The organism is Algoriphagus sp. TR-M9, assembly GCF_027594545.1.
GTDB lineage: Bacteria > Bacteroidota > Bacteroidia > Cytophagales > Cyclobacteriaceae > Algoriphagus > Algoriphagus halophytocola.
Window position 1 is genome coordinate 365,410 of sequence record NZ_CP115160.1, and the last position, 17,860, is coordinate 383,269.

12 protein-coding genes are annotated in these 17,860 nt (G+C 41.4%); 9 read left to right on the forward strand and 3 right to left on the reverse strand.

Translation table 11 applies throughout. The features are described from left to right. Position 1 precedes the first annotated feature (1 nt). The gene (locus PBT90_RS01790) at positions 2 to 3,190 is read left to right on the forward strand and encodes an efflux RND transporter permease subunit (protein WP_264808641.1); all 3,189 of its coding nucleotides are present in this window, start codon (positions 2 to 4) and stop codon (positions 3,188 to 3,190) included. 132 nt (positions 3,191 to 3,322) lie between these two features. Here the strand turns inward: PBT90_RS01790 and PBT90_RS01795 are convergent, their stop codons facing one another. Further along, positions 3,323 to 4,474, reverse strand: a complete 1,152-nt coding sequence (locus PBT90_RS01795; protein ID WP_270131241.1) for an ATP-binding protein — start codon at positions 4,472 to 4,474, stop codon at positions 3,323 to 3,325. Between the two features lie 115 nt (positions 4,475 to 4,589). Here PBT90_RS01795 and PBT90_RS01800 point away from each other — a divergent pair, with 115 nt between their 5' ends. The 3 genes from PBT90_RS01800 (at position 4,590) to PBT90_RS01810 (ending at position 8,607) form a co-directional block, all read left to right on the forward strand. Further along, a complete protein-coding gene (locus PBT90_RS01800) occupies positions 4,590 to 5,774 on the forward strand; it encodes a hypothetical protein (RefSeq protein ID WP_264808643.1) in 1,185 nt (394 codons plus the stop codon). A 457-nt stretch (positions 5,775 to 6,231) separates the two neighbouring features. After that, positions 6,232 to 7,368, forward strand: coding sequence for a DUF4221 domain-containing protein (locus PBT90_RS01805; RefSeq protein ID WP_264808644.1), 1,137 nt, complete (start codon positions 6,232 to 6,234; stop codon positions 7,366 to 7,368). A 78-nt stretch (positions 7,369 to 7,446) separates the two neighbouring features. Then, positions 7,447 to 8,607, forward strand: a complete 1,161-nt coding sequence (locus tag PBT90_RS01810; protein WP_264808645.1) for a glycoside hydrolase family 5 protein — start codon at positions 7,447 to 7,449, stop codon at positions 8,605 to 8,607. A gap of 105 nt (positions 8,608 to 8,712) precedes the next feature. On the opposite strand, the gene PBT90_RS01815 is transcribed toward PBT90_RS01810, so the two are convergent. Together PBT90_RS01815 and PBT90_RS01820 are read right to left on the reverse strand one after the other, a co-directional pair. Further along, a complete protein-coding gene (locus tag PBT90_RS01815) occupies positions 8,713 to 10,038 on the reverse strand; it encodes a DUF5723 family protein (RefSeq protein ID WP_270131245.1) in 1,326 nt (441 codons plus the stop codon). A gap of 68 nt (positions 10,039 to 10,106) precedes the next feature. Next, positions 10,107 to 12,107 (reverse strand): alpha-ketoacid dehydrogenase subunit alpha/beta, encoded by a 2,001-nt coding sequence (locus PBT90_RS01820; protein ID WP_270131247.1) that lies wholly within the window; start codon positions 12,105 to 12,107, stop codon positions 10,107 to 10,109. Positions 12,108 to 12,439: 332 nt separating this feature from the next. Between PBT90_RS01820 and rimO the strand changes: the two genes are divergently transcribed. The 5 genes from rimO to PBT90_RS01840 all read left to right on the forward strand — a co-directional run bounded on the left by rimO (position 12,440) and on the right by PBT90_RS01840 (position 17,460). Then, positions 12,440 to 13,753 carry a 30S ribosomal protein S12 methylthiotransferase RimO gene (rimO, locus tag PBT90_RS01825; protein ID WP_270131250.1) on the forward strand — a complete coding sequence of 438 codons (1,314 nt, stop codon included), beginning with the start codon at positions 12,440 to 12,442 and terminating at the stop codon, positions 13,751 to 13,753. 391 nt (positions 13,754 to 14,144) lie between these two features. Beyond that, positions 14,145 to 14,405 (forward strand): hypothetical protein, encoded by a 261-nt coding sequence (locus PBT90_RS01830; RefSeq protein ID WP_270131252.1) that lies wholly within the window; start codon positions 14,145 to 14,147, stop codon positions 14,403 to 14,405. A 63-nt stretch (positions 14,406 to 14,468) separates the two neighbouring features. Next, a complete protein-coding gene (locus PBT90_RS01835; protein ID WP_264808650.1) occupies positions 14,469 to 15,605 on the forward strand; it encodes a hypothetical protein in 1,137 nt (378 codons plus the stop codon). A gap of 310 nt (positions 15,606 to 15,915) precedes the next feature. Continuing rightward, positions 15,916 to 16,017 carry a TRAM domain-containing protein gene (locus tag PBT90_RS20420; protein ID WP_396127656.1) on the forward strand — a complete coding sequence of 34 codons (102 nt, stop codon included), beginning with the start codon at positions 15,916 to 15,918 and terminating at the stop codon, positions 16,015 to 16,017. Positions 16,018 to 16,353: 336 nt separating this feature from the next. Continuing rightward, positions 16,354 to 17,460 (forward strand): DUF4221 family protein, encoded by a 1,107-nt coding sequence (locus tag PBT90_RS01840; RefSeq protein ID WP_270131255.1) that lies wholly within the window; start codon positions 16,354 to 16,356, stop codon positions 17,458 to 17,460. Positions 17,461 to 17,860 lie beyond the last annotated feature (400 nt).

Below are 17,860 nucleotides of genomic sequence, written 5' to 3' on the forward strand. Positions count from 1 at the left end.
GATGACTCCATTTCGAATATTGATTGTCTTTGTGGTGCTGTCCATACTAGGGTTGGCCACTATCCCTATGCTGTCTGTGGATCTCAATCCCAGAGAGCGGGAGCCGGTTTTGACAATTTCTTATTTTATTCAAAATGCATCTCCTGAAATCGTAGAAAAACTGGCTACAGCACCCTTGGAAGGTACTTTTTCCAGACTTTCTGAGCTGAAAAAAATCAACTCTACATCCAGCTATAATAGAGGCTCTATCACACTGAGATTCGACAAAAAGGCAGATATAGAGATGAAGAAATTTGAGGTCTCTGCGATGATTAGGCAGGTGTATCCACAGATGGACTCCAGGGTGGGCTACCCCAATGTCTCTCAGTCCAATCAAGAGCGCTCAGATACAAAGAGCCCCATATTGATTTATAGTGTCAATGGACCATTCGCATCTTTTGAGATCAAGAAAATCACGGAGGATATTTTAAAGCCTGCCCTGACACGGTTTGAGGAAGTGGAGGAAGTCGCAGTGCGAGGTGCAGAAAATCTGCAACTGTTTGTCACTTATGATATTCAGAAAATGCAGGCCTTTGGAGTGACCCGAAGTGAGCTTTCTTCCAAGCTTAACCGTGCTTTTGGACTGTCCTTTCCGGGAGCTGTGAAAAATACAGAAGGGAAAACCCTTTTTGTCCAGGTGGATCGTTCCCTGCGGGATAAGGAGCAGATTGAAAACTTGGTGATAGCTGAAGGAGATGGTGTGGAGGTCCGGTTGAAAGATGTGGCCAGTTTGACCTTGGAAGAGGCAGAACCCATGAGGTATTACCGGATCAACGGGAATAACTCGGTGACCATGTCTGTTTACAATCGAGACGGGGTGAATAAGGTGTTATTGGCTAAGGAGCTGAAACAAGCTATTACCAACACTGCGCATCTTTTACCTGCCGGCTTTGAAGTCAGGCTGGAAGAGGACGATACCGAATACCTAGAAATAGAGCTAAACAAGATCTATAAGCGATCAGGTTTGTCCATTTTGATTTTGGTGGTATTTATCTTTTTGATCAACAGAAACTTAAAATACCTCAGTATCCTGTTTCTCGGGATTTTGGCCAATCTCAGCCTTTGTGCCATTGTTTTGTATTTTCTGAAAGTAGATATTCATCTGTATTCCCTTGCCGGACTTACGATTAGCTTTGGCCTGATAGTGGACAATGCAATCATCATGATCGATCATCTGCACAAACACCGCAATAGAAGGGTGTTTTTGGCTTTGTTGGCAGCTTCCTTGACTACGATCGCTGCGCTGATGATTGTCTTTTTTCTGCCAGAGGAAGACCGTAAAAATCTCTCGGAATTTTCCATAGTAGTATCGGTGATGCTGGGCATTTCATTATTGATCGCGCTGGTATTTACCCCGGCGTTTTATCAGGTGATGTTCAAGGAGTCTGTGAGTCAAGGTAGGAAACTGACAGTTTTTAAGCTACGAAGGCGTGTCAGGGTTTTGCGCAGCTATGAAAGCGGAATAGCCTGGACAGCCCGTTACAGGAAAACCTTTATTGCGTTTTTGATTTTACTTTTTGGACTGCCCATCTTTTATCTTCCTGCCAAGTGGGAGGGACAGGAGTGGTACAACAAAACCGTTGGCAACACTTTTTACCAAGAGGAAATCAGACCTTATGTGGACAAAGCTTTGGGGGGATCCATGCGGATGTTTGCCCGCGGAGTATATGAAAAAGGAGGCTACAGAGAGGCAGAGAAAACTCGCTTGTATGTATCCTGCCGTTTGCCTTTTGGGAATACCCTGGAGCAGATGGATTTTATCATGCGTGAGTTTGAATCCTACCTGAAAGGAGTGGAGGGGATAGATCAGTTTGTGACCAATGTGAGCGATGGGCAAAATGGTTTTATCTCTATTACCTTCAAGGATGAGTATGAAAACGGGGCGCTGCCCTATCAGCTGAAGGGCAAGTTATCCGTAAAATCTACCGATTGGAGTGGGGCCAGGTGGAATATTTACGGTGTGGGTCAAGGCTTTTACACCGGTGGAGGCGGAGAAGGGATTCCGAGTTTTCGGGTGCAGATGAAAGGGTACAACTTTGATGAGCTGGAGCGGCAGGCGGAGATAATGGCCGAGAAGCTGCTCAAGCATAAAAGAATTCAGGAAGTAAATACCAATGAAAGAAGAGGCTACTCTGATCCTAAAACGGAGGAATTTGTGCTGCGCCTGGATCAAGGAAAAATGGCCTTGGGTGAGACCAATCAGTATGAAGTGATCACTGCACTGCAGGATATGTCCAAACCGCAGAATGTCTCCGGAAGTCTGACCCTAGAGGAAACGAACTATGGGCTGATGATCAGGGAGCGTAAATCGGGTGGTTTCAGTAAGTTTGACATGGAGCAAAAGGGGCTGATAGGTGGCGAAAACAAAATTTATAAGGTGTCGGACTATGGGACTTTGACCAAGGAGACTACCACCAATGCACTTTTCAAAGAAGACCGTCAATATATCCGTATGGTTTCTTTCGAATATATGGGTTCGGGCAAGTTTGGGAATGAATACCTGGACGAAGTATTGGAGGAAATGAAGCAAACCATGCCGATTGGGTACGAGGCCAAGAAGAACTCGTACTCCTGGGATTATGACCAGCAGAAGCGGCAATACTCCTTATTAGGCTTGTTGATAGTGGGGATTTTTATGATCTGCGCGGTATTGTTTGAAAACCTAAAACAGCCCGTTTATATCATAGCCATCATTCCGGTCAGCTTTATTGGCTTATTTCTGATCTTTTCTCTTTTTGATTTTTATTTTGACCAAGGCGGGTATGCTGCTTTTGTGATGCTTGGAGGTTTGGCTGTGAATGCGGGGATTTTTATCGTCAATGATCTGAATAACCGTGATCAGGGCATCTACAACAGGAAAGTGCTGAAGTCTGTTGGGGGTAAGGCGATTCCGATTTTATTGACCATAATGTCTACCTGCTTCGGACTGATTCCTTTTATCATAGAAGGGCAAAATGAAGTGTTCTGGTTTTCCCTGGCGATAGGGACGATTGGCGGATTGGTTTTCAGTATGTTGGGTGTGTTTTGGGTACTGCCGGTGCTGCTGTGGAAGAAATCTTCTGCGATGGTGGAGGCTGTCTCTCCCTCAAAACCGCGAAGGCGCAAAGGGGTGTTTGTTTTTTTTCGCGGCGACGCGGCGGCGCAGCGTTAGACAACCTTTGAGGTGTCATTCCAACGACGAAGGAGAGGGAATCTCCTCGAAGGTTTTGATTAGAAGATTAATCTCCTGCCATAGCGCAAAGTCCATTTGTTTTACTTTTTGGTCATATGTTAACAATGATATTTAGCCTGAAATAGCCAGTAAGAATTTTTCTACTCCCACTACCTGTATGTTTTTTGTCATCGGGTAATTTTCTTCTCTAGGGATAACGACATGTAGTAGTTCTATCCCCAGATCTTCCATTGCTAGATGAGTACCTTTGGTCAGTTTTGGATTTACGCTGAATTTGATCTCTGCTGCTGCCAGCCACGTATTGTTGCGTCGAATCAAGAGGTCAATTTCGGCGCCATCGTGAGTTCTATAGTAGTACATTTCGTCATCGGATTTCAATACCGCCGCAGTTTGGTTGATCACAAAAGCTTCCCAGGAACTACCCAACACGATATTCCCAAAGATGCTTTCCATATTCTTGATACCTAGCAAATAATGCAGCATCCCCGTGTCTCTGAAGTAAAGTTTTGGTGATTTGATCAATCTTTTCTTTGAGTTGACTGACCATGCTTGTAATTCTCTCAAAAGGAAAGCATCTAGAAGGAACCCTAAGTATGTTTTGATGGTAGGTACAGATAAACCCAGGGATTTGGCAAAGGTAGAATAGCTGAGCACTCCTCCATGCGCAGAGGCGATCATCATTAAGAATTGCCTTGTCACTCTAGGATCAGCAGGTAGTCCATACTGAGGCAAGTCTTGCTGAATGTAACTTGTGGTGAAACTGCGGTACCAATCATGGACGAAGTCCGAATCCTGTGACAGGGCAGGCTCAGGAAAACCTCCGTAAATCCAGAGATCTTGGCTGGTTATTTTTTTAGTGGTTTCCAAAATAGAAAGCGGAGTCATCTCAAGGTAGTTGATCCGTCCGGCCAAACTTTCAGAACTTTGACGAAGCAAAGAAGGCGATGCAGATCCAAGGATTACAAATCGGCCAGGTTTTCGGTTTTCGTCAATTACAGCTCTCAGTAAAGGGAAAATTGCGGGCAGATGTTGAATTTCATCTAGGATAATGGTTTTGCCTTGATTTTGGGAAAAGAATAACTCTGGGTCATTCAGTTTGTTGATGTCCGAGTTTTTCTCTAAATCGAGATAAATAGCGTCTGTATCTAGCAATTGCTGTTTTGCCAAGGTAGTTTTACCTACTTGTCTAGGGCCTACTATTCCCGTGACAGGAAATCTAGCCATAGATTTTAAGAAGAGATTTTCTATTAAACGCTTTATCATCCCCGTAAATTTAAAAGTGTATTTAAAAAAAACGGGGATAAATTGATTTTTGTTTAAGGTATTGTCCTATAATCCCCATCTTACACGACTAACCTGTAAACCGAAACTCATTGCTATGCACAAATCCCATTTTCTTATCCTTATTGCACTTTTTGCAGCTATAATTTTTTCATGCTCCGAAAAGGAGAGTACATCAGCTCCAAGTAGCCCAATTCAAGAACTTCAGTTTGAAGTAGTGGATTCTATGAAGGTGGATTTACTGGAACAAATCTCAGTCTTGGACTACCATACAGAAAAAGATCTATACCTGATGAAAAACCCCAAAGAAGGAGATGTGTATCTGGTCAATGGAAAGGGGGAGATACTGGAAAAACATGAATTGGGAGGTGAGGGGCCAAACCAGATCCAGCATTTTTATGAGGGGAGGTTTTACGGAGGTTCAGGTTACGTATTCAAGGAGCTTTCCGCTGAAATGGCCTACCATATTTACGATGCTGATTTCAATAAAATTACCAAAACGAGGGGGACTATCAAGGAACTGAGCTTTCTCTCGATTAATAGTAATAAGCAGAGCTTTTCGGTCTATGAAGATAATGGGGCTTATAAGCTGATCGGGGAAGAACCTAATTCCTATTCTAGGGATGAAATAAACCCGGATAAAATCGGAGCGGGTTTTTACAATCAGGTCAACACCGGTTTTGTGTTCGATCTAGCCGAAGATTCTATCTATTATTTCAATACCTATCCAGAAGACTGGACTTTCAAGAAGGAGCAGAAGTGGATCGGGGCAAATTATCCGAACCTTTCCTTTGATCCGGCCACCAAAACACTGGTTTCCCTGCCTATGATGGGAGACCAATTGGGGATTTACAGGCTGGAAGGAAATGCTGCGGTATATCAAAAGACTGTAGGATTAATTCATCCGGATCGTGAAGAATATGTGGCGACAAAAGAAACCAACTCTATAATTTATCCTGGCTTTACAGATGTGAAATCTTTTGGGCAGTACCATATCCTTACATTCTATACCCCGATGCCAGAGGATGTTTTCAATGGATTCAGGGCAAAATCTGAGGAGTATTTTCGAGACCCTGAGTACAGGGATGCCATGACTAAGTATAGAAAACCTCGCTTTATCGTCCTGAAGGGAGATCAGCAAATCGGGATCCTCAATGAGCTTCCGGTAAAAGGTGCAGTGAACCTTGGACTCCCAGACGGCACACTTTTAATCAAAGCTGCAGATGGAGAAGTGGAGCGGGATTATAACTTGTTTTATAAGGTGAGGTTAATTGAAGAGTGAAACTGATTAAATATTGATTATCAATCACGTAGGATTAAAACTATTGGTTTTGTGTTTTTTCTAAAAAATATTTCGGTTTACTTGCTTTTTTAGTCGGGGGGGGTAGATTGAAAATGAAATTTCAAGATTACCGGTAAGGGGTGTTTTACTTCCACCCTACATGGTGTGAAGCGAGGATTTCATTTTAATAGTTTAAAATCATGAAAAAGCTTTGTTTACTGTTATTAGGTCTGTTTTTCTATTCATTGACAACCTTCGCTAATTATCCTCCTCCGTATTGTACTGAAACATGGAACTATTGTAGTACCCATGAGAGTGAAGATATATTTATTGATGCGGCTATAGCAAATTGCTGTGCTGGGTCACACTTTGAATTGATAGATTTGTGTGGAGCAGCAAATAAGTATATTATTATCACATCAGATGGTCCAGATTCCAGTTGCGGGTAATTCCTCTTATGAAATATTTAAAGACAGTCATTTATTTATTGTTTTTAATTTCCTGTTCGGATACGAATGTTTCTGAACAGGAAATTTCTGTAACTGTCAGTGATCTTCAGAGTTTTGAGATTGGGCAACTGGGAATGTCTGGAACTATTCCTTTTATATTTATGCCTGATCACGAGAATAAAAACAATTTGTTGGTTTATAATCAATATTTCAGGCGAATTGATAGTTTGTTTTTTCTTTCAGATACTGTGTTAGCCCGAAAGGGAAATGAAGTTCCTGCTGAGGGCCCACATGGAATTCAAAATTTTAAAAGTTTTTTTTCTAATCTTGATTACTTAGTGTATTTGAGTGGATATGGGGTAGGAATAGACGGAGAGGAAGGTTTGGAATTTTTTGGATTAGGCTCATTCGATTTTATCGAAAATGATAATATGACCCATATTGTTAGAGACAATGGCTTTAATCAGACTTATACAGGTTTAGGTAGTAAAAAAGATATTTATTTTCTTACCAAGAATTTTGTGAATAGCCAATATGCCATTAACCATTTTGATCTAACTACTAAGGAATTAGAATTGATTGATTTCCCATTAAAAGACGAATTACTTCAGATTCATGACCCTGCCTTCACATATAATAATGCTGAAGTTAGAGCTTTTAATTTCCCTTTTTTACTGGCAAATGAAGAGGAGATAATTGTGTCTTATCCTTTTATGAGTACCATTCAGGTAATGAATATCCAGTCCAGAATATCCCGGGAATTTTCGCCATTGCCGATTGGTTTTTCATCTATTAAAGAGGAACCAATAGTGCTCTCTAACAATGCTTCTTATGATCAGGGAAATGAAATGATTACAAAATGGACAGAAGATGTTCATTTTGGCCCAATACTTACTTATCGGGATCAGTATTTTTATAGAATAGTCCGAGAACATGCAGAAAGGACTAATAAGAATTATTATATAGAGGTGTTTGATCTAGATTTCAATAAAATATTGGAGAAAGAGTTAGTGGGAATTAGAGATGTGCCAATTCTGAAATACTTTTCAACGGGGGATGATATCATCTTACATCCTATCAATTATTTTGAAGATGATGAAGACTTCTATAATTTTTATAGGGTAAATCTACTGGCTAAAGATTAGTGCCCAGAGCTGGGTAAATTTATCAAGGTTTCGGCATCAAAGTATTTTGTATCTTCACTCCCAAACCTAAAAACACCTATGAACCCCTCCGATTCCCGCAGAGATTTTCTCAAGAAGTCAGCCTTTGTTGGTACAGGTCTTACTTTGGCCGCAGGTACTTCTATTTCTGCTTTTGCGGAAGCATCCCGGTCCAAAAACAAACTCCCTGCCTGGAAAGGCTTTAACCTGCTCGATTTTTTTTCGCATGATCCCAATGCTGGCAGGCCTACTAAGCCCGAATATGTGCAATGGATCGCTGACTGGGGTTTTGATTTTGCACGAATTCCGATTTCTTATCCTAGTTATTTGGATATAGATCGCTCCCGTCCGATTCGCCCAGATGAGGTGTTGAATTTCGATGAAAGTCGGCTTGAGAAAGTAGATGATCTAGTGGAGCGTTGTATAGATCATGGATTACATGTGAGTTTGAACCTCCATCGTGCTCCCGGCTTTTGCATCAATGCGGGCTTTGTGGAACCTTACAATCTCTGGAAAGATCAGGAAGCTCAGGATGCATTCTGCGCGCACTGGGAAATGTGGGCAAATCGGTACAAAGGGATTTCCAAGAAGAAATTAAGCTTTGATCTGGTCAATGAACCTTACCAGCGGGAAGATCCTAATGACCAACATAGTCCAGGAGGACCAGTTGATATATTGGATTATCGCCGGGTGGCAGAAGCAGCTTTGGATACCATCAGGTCTGTCAAGAAATCCAGACTGGTGATAGCCGATGGGAATGGTGGAGGAGGAACCGCACTGCCTGAATTTGCGGATCTGGATCTGGCACAAAGTTGTCGTGGTTATCATCCCTTTCCCATATCGCATTATAAGGCTGGCTGGGTTTACAAAGATCCCTCATCTGTTCCGCCGGTAGATTGGCCATTGAATCAGGGAGAAAGGATGCTGGATATTGATGAAATCAGAAGGTACTATGCGCCATGGAAAGCGCTGGTGGACCAGGGAGTGGGTGTGCACTGTGGGGAGTGCGGTTGCTATAATGAAACGCCTCATGACGTGTTTCTTAGCTGGTTTGGTGATGTATTGACAGTCTTGAAGGAAAACGGGATTGGCTTTGGGATCTGGGAGTTTTCTGGAGCTTTTGGAGTATTGAATTCCGGTAGAAAGGACGTGGAATACGAGGATTGGTACGGGGAAAAGCTGGACCGGAAGTTTCTGGAATTGTTAAGAGCCCAGATGTGAGAAAGTAATTGAATAATCCGAAACTCTTTTAGTTACATACGTTTTGATTTAACCGACAACCGACAACCGACAACCGACAACCGACAATGGACAACCGACAAAATCCTATTTATAGATCGGCACCTTCAGTCCTACATACAAATCTGTACTTTTCGAATTATTGGAAATCAGGTTGCTGACAATGGACCCTGAGCCTATCATTAATGGTCCGGCCCGTACACCAATTCCCCAAGCCAAACTGGAATCGTATTGACGTATGCTAAGCGGGCTATAAACACTGACCCATCTTCTTTCAAATCTTGGTGTTAACGTAAATGAATTGATCAGGTGGCTTACTGGGTTTTCTTTATTTTTCTTGAGGGAAATAGCCCCCTGAGCCGATACAAAAAAGCTGCCGTTGATATTGTAATCGCCAAAAAACTGCAAAGAAGTAGGTAGCCCCATTTTGGTTCTTCCGAGAGCTTCTACTCCGTTGAAATTGTCTTCTAAAATTTCGTCCAGGTCTTTATTGTCAAACTCGTTGGCATCTATGGTATTATCCATGTTGTAAATGCTTCTGGTGGTTTGCTCATAATTTATGGCTCCTATATCCATTACAGAAACTCCAAACCTGAATTTATAGGGATTGTAATAAGTGTTGACATTTTGCTCCTTGATTTCATACACTACCCCTATATCAGCTCCAAATCCAGACTTGATATCAGAAAAATTAATATCATCAGAGTCAAATCCTGAGGTATAACCATACCGTAACTCACCTGAAGTGGTCAATAGGTCAGTTTGATTGCTATACTGGGCGGTGAGCAGTTGACTTTCGCCATACACTCCTCCGGCACCTGCCAGATATTTCAAGGTAAGGCCTGCTTTTAGCGATTGGTTTTCGTCATCTAGAATTATGCGTGCATAGCTGGCTCCTATTTCTGCCCAAGCGTGGATCAGCCCAGATGCATCCTCCATGCTTACACTAAAGTCCGTCTGCTCATTATATTCAGTATTTGCCAATTCGTACAGGTCTCCTCCTATATTATTTAGGTTAAAAAATCCTCTCACTCTTGTGGTGAAAGCAAGGCTGTTTTTTTGATCCAGATTGAATAAAATCGAAGGCCCCAGGATATCGACATTGCCGAAGAAGTTATTATTGTCTGTGGGATTGGTATCTCCGTCAGTATTGAGTTCAAATCCATTTTGAAAGCTGTCCAAATCGCTCATGTCTATACTGAGGTAGTCATTTCCAATGAAAGCAGAGCTAGAGATTAAATTGATGTCCAGGCGCATTTTAGAGCCTACCGCTAGGGCCGGGTTAAGCAAAAGTGAATGTACACCTGCCTGATTATCTACAGTACTTCCAATAAATGTTTGGGCTAAGGTAGTCTGACCGATTAGCCATAATATGGTTAGGGAGAATAATCTCCATTTGAAAAAAGACTTCATGTTATTAAGAATTTTGAGAAAAGAACTAAATCAAGAACAGGTAGGGTTTATTGCTTTGCTTCAAACAATTAGTATTCCAAAAGCTCTGCTAATTTAGCCTTAAATCTGGCACTCGGCAAAAACTGCTCCTCCAATCCTTTGGCAAATGGAACTGCGGTGTCCAAGCTACCCACCCGCATCACTGGAGCGTCCAAATACTCAAAGCAATGTTCTGAAATCCAGGCACAAATCTCCGCTCCAATCCCACCGGTCAAACAATCCTCCTGAAGAAAAATGACTTTTCCTGTTTTCTCTACCGTAGCTTTCACGGACTCCTTGTCCCAGGGCAATAGGGTACGCATGTCCAGAATATCTGCAGAAATACCAAGCTCCTCCACCGCATTTTGCGCCCAGTGAACACCCATTCCGTAGGTAACAATCGAAACTTGATATCCTTTGCGGGCAAGAGCCGCTTTACCTATTTCTAGGGTGTAATATTCATCGGGAATCTCAGTAGAGATGGACCGGTACATTCCCTTATGCTCAAAATACAAGTAGGGGTTTGGGTCTTCAATCGCGGCGTTTAGCAGTCCTTTGGCATCGTAAGGATTAGATGGATAGACGATTTTGAGCCCCGGGGTGTGGAAAAACCAGGCCTCAGTAGACTGGGAGTGAAATGGCCCGGCTGCCATCCCGGCACCGGTGGGCATTCGGATGACCACATCCGCATTTTGCCCCCAGCGGTAGTGGATTTTTGCGAGATTGTTTACAATCTGGTTGAAACCCATGGTCACAAAATCCGCAAATTGCATTTCTACCATAGCTTTATAGCCATTGATAGAAAGTCCCAGTCCGGCTCCAATAATCGCACTTTCGCATAGCGGTGTATTGCGAACCCGGTCCGCTCCAAATTGGGTTTTGAAGCCATCCGTGATTTTGAATACGCCTCCGTACTCTCCTATATCCTGCCCCATGAGTATCAGGTTCGGGTACTTTTCCATGGATTGACGCAGGCCATCTGAAATCGCATCAACTAGTCGCTTTTCGGATTTGGGGCCGTTTTCCGAAGGAAAAATCACTTCCTGAAAGAATGGCGCATAGACATCTGCTAGCTCCGTTTCTAAGTTTGGTGAGATAGGTTGCTCAGCAAAGGCTAGCTCCAGTCCATCGCTTATCGCTGTTTTGACTTTTTTGTTTATCCTTTCTTTTTCTTTCTCATCCAATACTCCGCTTTCCTCCAGGTATCGCTCATAATTTTCCACTGGGTCCAGTTTTGCCCATTGGTTCATTAGTCGTTTGGGTACGTATTTAGTGCCTGAAGCTTCTTCATGACCACGCATCCGAAATGTGATGGCTTCTACCAGCACAGGACGTGGATTTTTGCGGATGTCTGCGGCCAGACTTTTGATGGTATGATAGACTTCTAGGACATTGTTGCCTTGAATCCGGATGGCTTCCATGCCATATCCTAGCCCCTTGTCAGTGAAATTGCGGAAAGCATATTGTTCCGCGCTCGGAGTGGATAGTCCGTAGCCGTTGTGCTCGATTACGAATATCACCGGTAGTTTCCAGACTGCAGCCAGATTTAATCCTTCATGAAAATCCCCTTCTGAGCTGGCGCCATCGCCTGAAAAAACCAAGGTTACCTTCTTTTGCTGTGAAAGTTTGGTTGCCAAAGCAATTCCATCTGCAATGGCCAGCTGAGGCCCCAGGTGCGAAATCATTCCGACCAGGTGATGCGCTATAGAACCAAAGTGAAAGGAGCGGTCACGTCCTTTGGTGAAGCCGGAATGCTTTCCTTGAAATTGGGCAAAAAGCCGCTCCAATGGTATTTTTCTTCCCGTGAATATGCCCAGATTTCTATGCATAGGAAGGATGAATTCCTCCTCAGGAAGTGCATTGACCACACCTATGGAAATAGCCTCCTGTCCCCAGCCCGAAAACCACTTGGAGATTTTTCCCTGTCGCAAAAGAATCAGCATTTTCTCCTCTATCTTTCTAGGCAGAAGTAGGGATTTATATAAGTCCAGAAGTTTTTTGTCCGAGAGTTTTTTTCGATCAAAAACGAGTGGTTGGAGAATGCTGTCCATGCAGATATGATTTCCTTTCTAAGTTACAGGAAGGTGGGAGAATCACAAAGTGAATCGGCGCCCTGCAAAAGGGCCCCGAACGAATCGGGGCGAAAAATAAATGCAAGGAGTTAAAAAGTATTTGCTGTACGGTTCAAAATTAGACAAAGGATTTTCCATCTCTGCAAGACTTAGGTTAAGCTTGTTTTATCAAAGTGTTAAGCGCTGGGGTTGAAAAGTTATAAGGTCCAAAAGTTGCAAGGTAGATGCCTTTAAGCTTGCAACTTTCCTGCTTTCTTAACTTTCCAACTCAATTTTGCCTACCTTTGCACACCCAAATTCAATCAAATCCTGTGAAAGCGAGAACATTAAAGAAAGACAAAGTCAATATCATCACCATGGGTTGCTCCAAGAATCTCGTAGATTCTGAGGTGCTCCTCACTCAACTCAAAGGGAATGGTGTGAATGCCAGCCATGAATCTGGAACGGATGACAATAACATCATCATCATCAATACCTGCGGTTTTATCGACAACGCAAAACAAGAGTCAATCGACACTATTTTGCAATATGCAGATGCCAAGGAAAAAGGTTTGGTGGACAAAGTCTATGTGACCGGATGTCTTTCGCAGCGCTACAAAGACGATCTGGAAAAAGAAATTCCTCAGGTGGATGCATTTTTTGGTACAAGAGATTTACCTGCGATTCTTAAGAAATTCAAAGCAGATTACAAGCATGAGTTGGTAGGGGAGAGATTATTAACTCATTCTTCTCACTATGCTTACATGAAAATTTCTGAAGGCTGTGATAGACCCTGCTCTTTTTGTGCGATTCCATTGATGCGTGGAGGCCATGTATCGAGGCCGATCGAGGAATTGGTGAAAGAAGCGGAACACAAAGCAGCGGGAGGAACCAAAGAATTGCTTTTAATCGCACAGGATTCCACCTATTATGGATTGGATATTTATAAAAAGAGAAATTTGGCGGAGTTGATGCGTAGGCTATCTGATGTGAATGGTATCGACTGGATTCGCTTGCATTATGCTTATCCGACAGGTTTTCCAATGGACGTGATCGAAGTGATGAAAGAGCGTGAGAATATCTGTAATTATCTGGATATTCCTTTACAGCACGGATCTACAGATGTGCTGAAAGCGATGCGTCGTGGTACAACCCGTGAAAAGCAAGAGAATCTAATTCATAGCATCCGTGATATTTTGCCGGACATCGCGATTCGTACCACATTGATCGCTGGGCATCCTGGAGAAGGCGAGAAAGAATACCAGGAGATGGTTGACTTCGTGGAGCGAATGAAATTTGAGCGCTTGGGTGTGTTTACCTATTCTCATGAGGAAAATACGCATGCTTATACGATGGAAGACAACATCCCTCAGGAAGTGAAGCAGGAGCGAGCGAATAACTTGATGGAGATTCAGGAGCAGATTTCTTACGATTTGAATCAAGAGAAAATTGGCAAGTCTTTCAAAGTGTTGATTGATAAAAAAGAAGGTGGCCACTTCGTAGGCCGTACCGAATACGATTCTGTGGAAGTGGATAACGAGGTTTTAATTGATGCATCGAAATACTACTGCCGAGTGGGAGATTTTGTAACTGTGAAAGTAACTGAGGCTACAGAGTTTGATCTGTACGCGGAGGTGGAGGAGTGATTTTCGCTTGTTGTTTTAGGGGAAATAGAGAAAAGGTCAAAAAGCCTTGATAAAATCTAAAAAAGGGCCACTGAAGTGAAACCGTGCCCCTAAGGTTGCGTTGCCGGTACTTGGTACACTATTTTAGCCGCGTAAACTAACCCATGAAGCTTACAGAAGGACGTGAGCGAGCATCTCGACAAAAAAGACGTGTTAGATTAGTTTCGTGTAGATTAATTTTTTAGGCTAATATTCAGCTTGTTACGTTGTTGTTTTTGTTATTTTCGAAGAAATGTTTGGATATTTAATTGGGGGGGGTAGTTTGGCAAGACTAGTTTTCACCGGTGATCTTTAGTTAAGTACCTGCTCAAAGGTTGGGCAGGTATTGTTTGAAAAATTTTAACAAGAAGAAATGAAAAAGAAAGTTTTAATTTTTGCCATCGGTTTATCATTCTTGGCACCGGGGATTTCCTGGGGACATATGGATGTGTGTCAGGCTGGTGGCCCAGGGTCTACAGGATGCAAGGTTTCGAAAACGTTTGAACTTGAGGCAGGGCCAGCTGGTGGTTCAACTACTATTACTTATGAGACAACATGTGGAGAAGGGTACTACGCTTGTTGTATTTTGAATATTATGACAGGTGAAGGCTCTGCAACTTGTGTTGAAAAGTAACGCAATAATAATCGATAAGTTAGCGGCCAGTAGTTTTTGCTGGCCGTGAATTTGACTTTAGCGATGAAGAATATATTGATTGGTATTTTACTGATTTCGATTTTATGGGCTTGTCAACGAGTGGAGGAAGAGAAGTCTAGGGTTGATCTCTCCGAGAGCGAAATTGTTAACGATTGGCTGTTCAGAAAAGCAGCACAGATAGATTTAGTTCCTTTAGAATATAAAGGATATGAAAGTTTAGTGCTTACGATTCGGGACGTCATTACTCAGGGAGGCGAGTACTATGTGGTTGACTCGGATATCTCCGATACAAAGTCAATTAAAAAATTTGATGGAGCAGGAAAGTTTAAAGGTGTGTTGAAAGACGTTTCGTTTGAATATCGAGACTATAAAATCGAAAGTGTTTCAAAGTTTAAAGATGGGAAATTGCTGGTTCTGGATGAGTCGAGCCACTGTTTTGTGTTGAATTCTGATTTATTGGCTGAAGAAATACATGAACTGCCATTTAAGGCATCAAAGGTTGCCTATTTTGAAGATAGTATTTATTTCTATTCGAATAGACGTGGGAAGAACAATCAGGGGGACTCCCTTATGTATGATTTTGTTGTTTACGATTCTGATTTCAATTTCGTTTCTGGTTTTGACAAGTTTGAAATCCCAGAATATTCTCAGAATGTGAGTCTGATGGTTGATGGTAGTTTCTCAGCTTCAGATAAACTACTATATTCCAGTTTGACAGGTGATACGATATATAGTATAAATAGCAAGGGCAAATCGGAAATGTTGAAAATTGCTTTTCAAAATCCGACATTTAGCCTAAACGAGTATCCCGAAGTTTCAATGGGTTCGGTGTTACCTATACTCCAATCCGATTTTTCGTGGGGTATTTCAAATTTGGTGTCTTATAACGATTATGTTTTTTTTAATTATTATGATAGAAATAGTATTATGTGTGCGGTAGTGGATATGAGGAATGCAAAGACGATTGTGAGTGATCCAAAAGGAACGAAGGATGATGCTGATGTTTTGCCTTGGCCTCGTGTTACCTCTGATGGATTTTTATTAGGGTGGTATTCGGGGGAGTCTTTGAAATGGTTTAATAATATTGATAGCAGGAGTGAGGAGAGTATTTTATATAGGTCCAGGAAATTCATTGATGCTTCCTCGAATCCCGTTTTAGTTAAATATAAAATACAATGAATAGTTTGTTGTGTTTGATAGGGTTCTTAATCCTTTTTTCGTATCCGGATCGATTTGAGGTGGTTATAGACAAAGATACTACGAAAGAGCAAATTGATGAATTTATTTTAAGTGCTAAATCTCATGGGATAGAGCTGAAGGTTTTGTATTCTTCTTATTTCCCATCGGGAAAGATAAGGACGTTACAGGTGAGGTTTACGTCTGAGGTAGGGTCAAATCTGGCTAGCTTAAACTTTGTGGAAAACGACAACTGCCTTTATTTTTTTCGTGACTACGATCCAAAAGCTCCCGTAAAAATGGGAATAGGATCTTGTCCTGTCGATTCTTCTACTGCCAGGTAGGGGACTTTGTGAATGTAAAAGTCACTGATGCGACGGAGTTTGACCTGTATGGGGCTGTAGCGGGGGGATGACTTTCCAAGCAGGACTACTAGAAAGTATAGTTTTCTTCGCAAATCTTTGTTTAGTGCTTTTTTTTTTCTTGGGTCAGTCTAAATATTAAAAACAGAAAAAATGAGAAAATTAGCTTTAATTATGATGCTGACATTTGGCAGCTTGTTGTCGTATGAAGGAAATGCAAGAGACATGCCTACAGGGCCTACATTGAAAAAAATGTATTGTAGTTCTCAAAAAACCTCCTGGGCATGTAAATATATGTCAGAAGGTGAAGATTGTCCTCTCTCTTCTACAACAAATTGCCCCTAACTTGATTTTGTGGGGAGAGGAATTCTCTCCCCCGATTTTACTTTATGAAAAAAATACTTTTCATCTTCACTCTTTCAGTGATACTATCGTGTGATTCGAGAAAAAAGAATTCTATTGATTATTCTTTATATACGACCAGTTATAATTTAACAGGATCCAGTGATTTGATCTATGACAAACCATATCATGTTTTAGGAGATACCCTTTTTAGTTTTGATATCTATCAAAACAAAATCACCAAGACGCCTCTAAGTGGCCATGAGGCACAGGAAATCAACCTGTCTTTTGATTTTGATTCGCAACCGTATACATTTTATTATATCAATTCAGATTCCATAGTTTTTTCAACAGGGAATATGCTATTATTGACGGATGGGAGAGGAAGCCAATTCCACTCGGTTAAACTTTTTGATAATCTTGGTGATATTGATAATGAAGTGTATTCTGAATTCCCGTTTGATGGATTCTCTTCACATTTGGTTTATGATAATCACTCAAATTCTGTCCTATTTTACTTTGCGAAAAAAAGCCAAACAGAACGCAGAAAAGTATTTGCCAGTATCGATTTGGAAAATGGTGATTGGGCAAGCCTTCCTGTATATCATCCGGCTGAATATCAAGATGTTCCGTTGAATTACACCACTTACCCCAGTGTCACTTGGTCACCTCTTGGGTTAAGCTATATCTATACGATTTCGCCGACTATAATTCATATCGATACGGTATCAGGATCTCAAAGTGAATTCAATATTTCAAGCTTTGGGGGAAAGCAATCAGCTGAACCCCAATCTTATCGGGATGAATGGACGTCAGATTATTTTGAAAACTGGGTATTGACATCACCTAACTATGTGAAGTTAATCTATGACCCATTTAGGAAATTGTATTACAGATTCTCGCAGGCTGCGATGAATATATTCCCAAATAGAGATGAATATTATCATGATTTCCTAATCAAAAACAGAGAACTATACCTCACTGTATTAGATGAGGAATTCAATGTGATTGTTAATCAGTTAATCCCTAAAGGAAAATATGACCCTTCGAGGAGTTTTGTGTTTTCAAAAGGCTTATGGGTACCCCATGAAATATCCATCGTTCAAGATGAAGAGCAATTGTATGGTGATTTATTTTATTTTACTGATCAATAAGAAATATAGATAGTTTGGGAAATATTCTTCTCCAGAAGCAACATTGTTGAGGTCCAATTTCTTATCTTAAATGACGAACAAAGGGCAAGAAAACCCAAGGAGGCAAAAATATATATAAGCATTTATCATTCTGATCTTAATCGCCCTGGGATTGTTATCAAGAAAAATACCCGTTATGCTGCTTCTCCAGAAGCAGCATTTAAAACATAAATAGATGTTGATTTTAGTCGGTTTAATCCTATTTGGATTGGGGGTTTATTTATACCGAAAGATTGTTCTTCAAGACAAAGTGGGCTTTCACAAGTTTAATTATTTAGACAAATTCCGGAGAAATGCCTTGATCTACTTCTTTTGATTGGAGGATGTATTATGGTGGTGAGAGAATTGATCATTTGGATTT

What these genes read in the sequence shown, in the direction of transcription:
- PBT90_RS01790 (WP_264808641.1), top strand. Translation starts at nt 2, where the DNA reads ATGACTCCATTTCGAATATTGATTGTCTTTGTGGTGCTGTCCATACTA.
- PBT90_RS01795 (WP_270131241.1), bottom strand. Translation starts at nt 4,474, where the DNA reads ATGATAAAGCGTTTAATAGAAAATCTCTTCTTAAAATCTATGGCTAGA.
- PBT90_RS01800 (WP_264808643.1), top strand. Translation starts at nt 4,590, where the DNA reads ATGCACAAATCCCATTTTCTTATCCTTATTGCACTTTTTGCAGCTATA.
- PBT90_RS01805 (WP_264808644.1), top strand. Translation starts at nt 6,232, where the DNA reads ATGAAATATTTAAAGACAGTCATTTATTTATTGTTTTTAATTTCCTGT.
- PBT90_RS01810 (WP_264808645.1), top strand. Translation starts at nt 7,447, where the DNA reads ATGAACCCCTCCGATTCCCGCAGAGATTTTCTCAAGAAGTCAGCCTTT.
- PBT90_RS01815 (WP_270131245.1), bottom strand. Translation starts at nt 10,038, where the DNA reads ATGAAGTCTTTTTTCAAATGGAGATTATTCTCCCTAACCATATTATGG.
- PBT90_RS01820 (WP_270131247.1), bottom strand. Translation starts at nt 12,107, where the DNA reads ATGGACAGCATTCTCCAACCACTCGTTTTTGATCGAAAAAAACTCTCG.
- PBT90_RS01830 (WP_270131252.1), top strand. Translation starts at nt 14,145, where the DNA reads ATGAAAAAGAAAGTTTTAATTTTTGCCATCGGTTTATCATTCTTGGCA.
- PBT90_RS01835 (WP_264808650.1), top strand. Translation starts at nt 14,469, where the DNA reads ATGAAGAATATATTGATTGGTATTTTACTGATTTCGATTTTATGGGCT.
- PBT90_RS01840 (WP_270131255.1), top strand. Translation starts at nt 16,354, where the DNA reads ATGAAAAAAATACTTTTCATCTTCACTCTTTCAGTGATACTATCGTGT.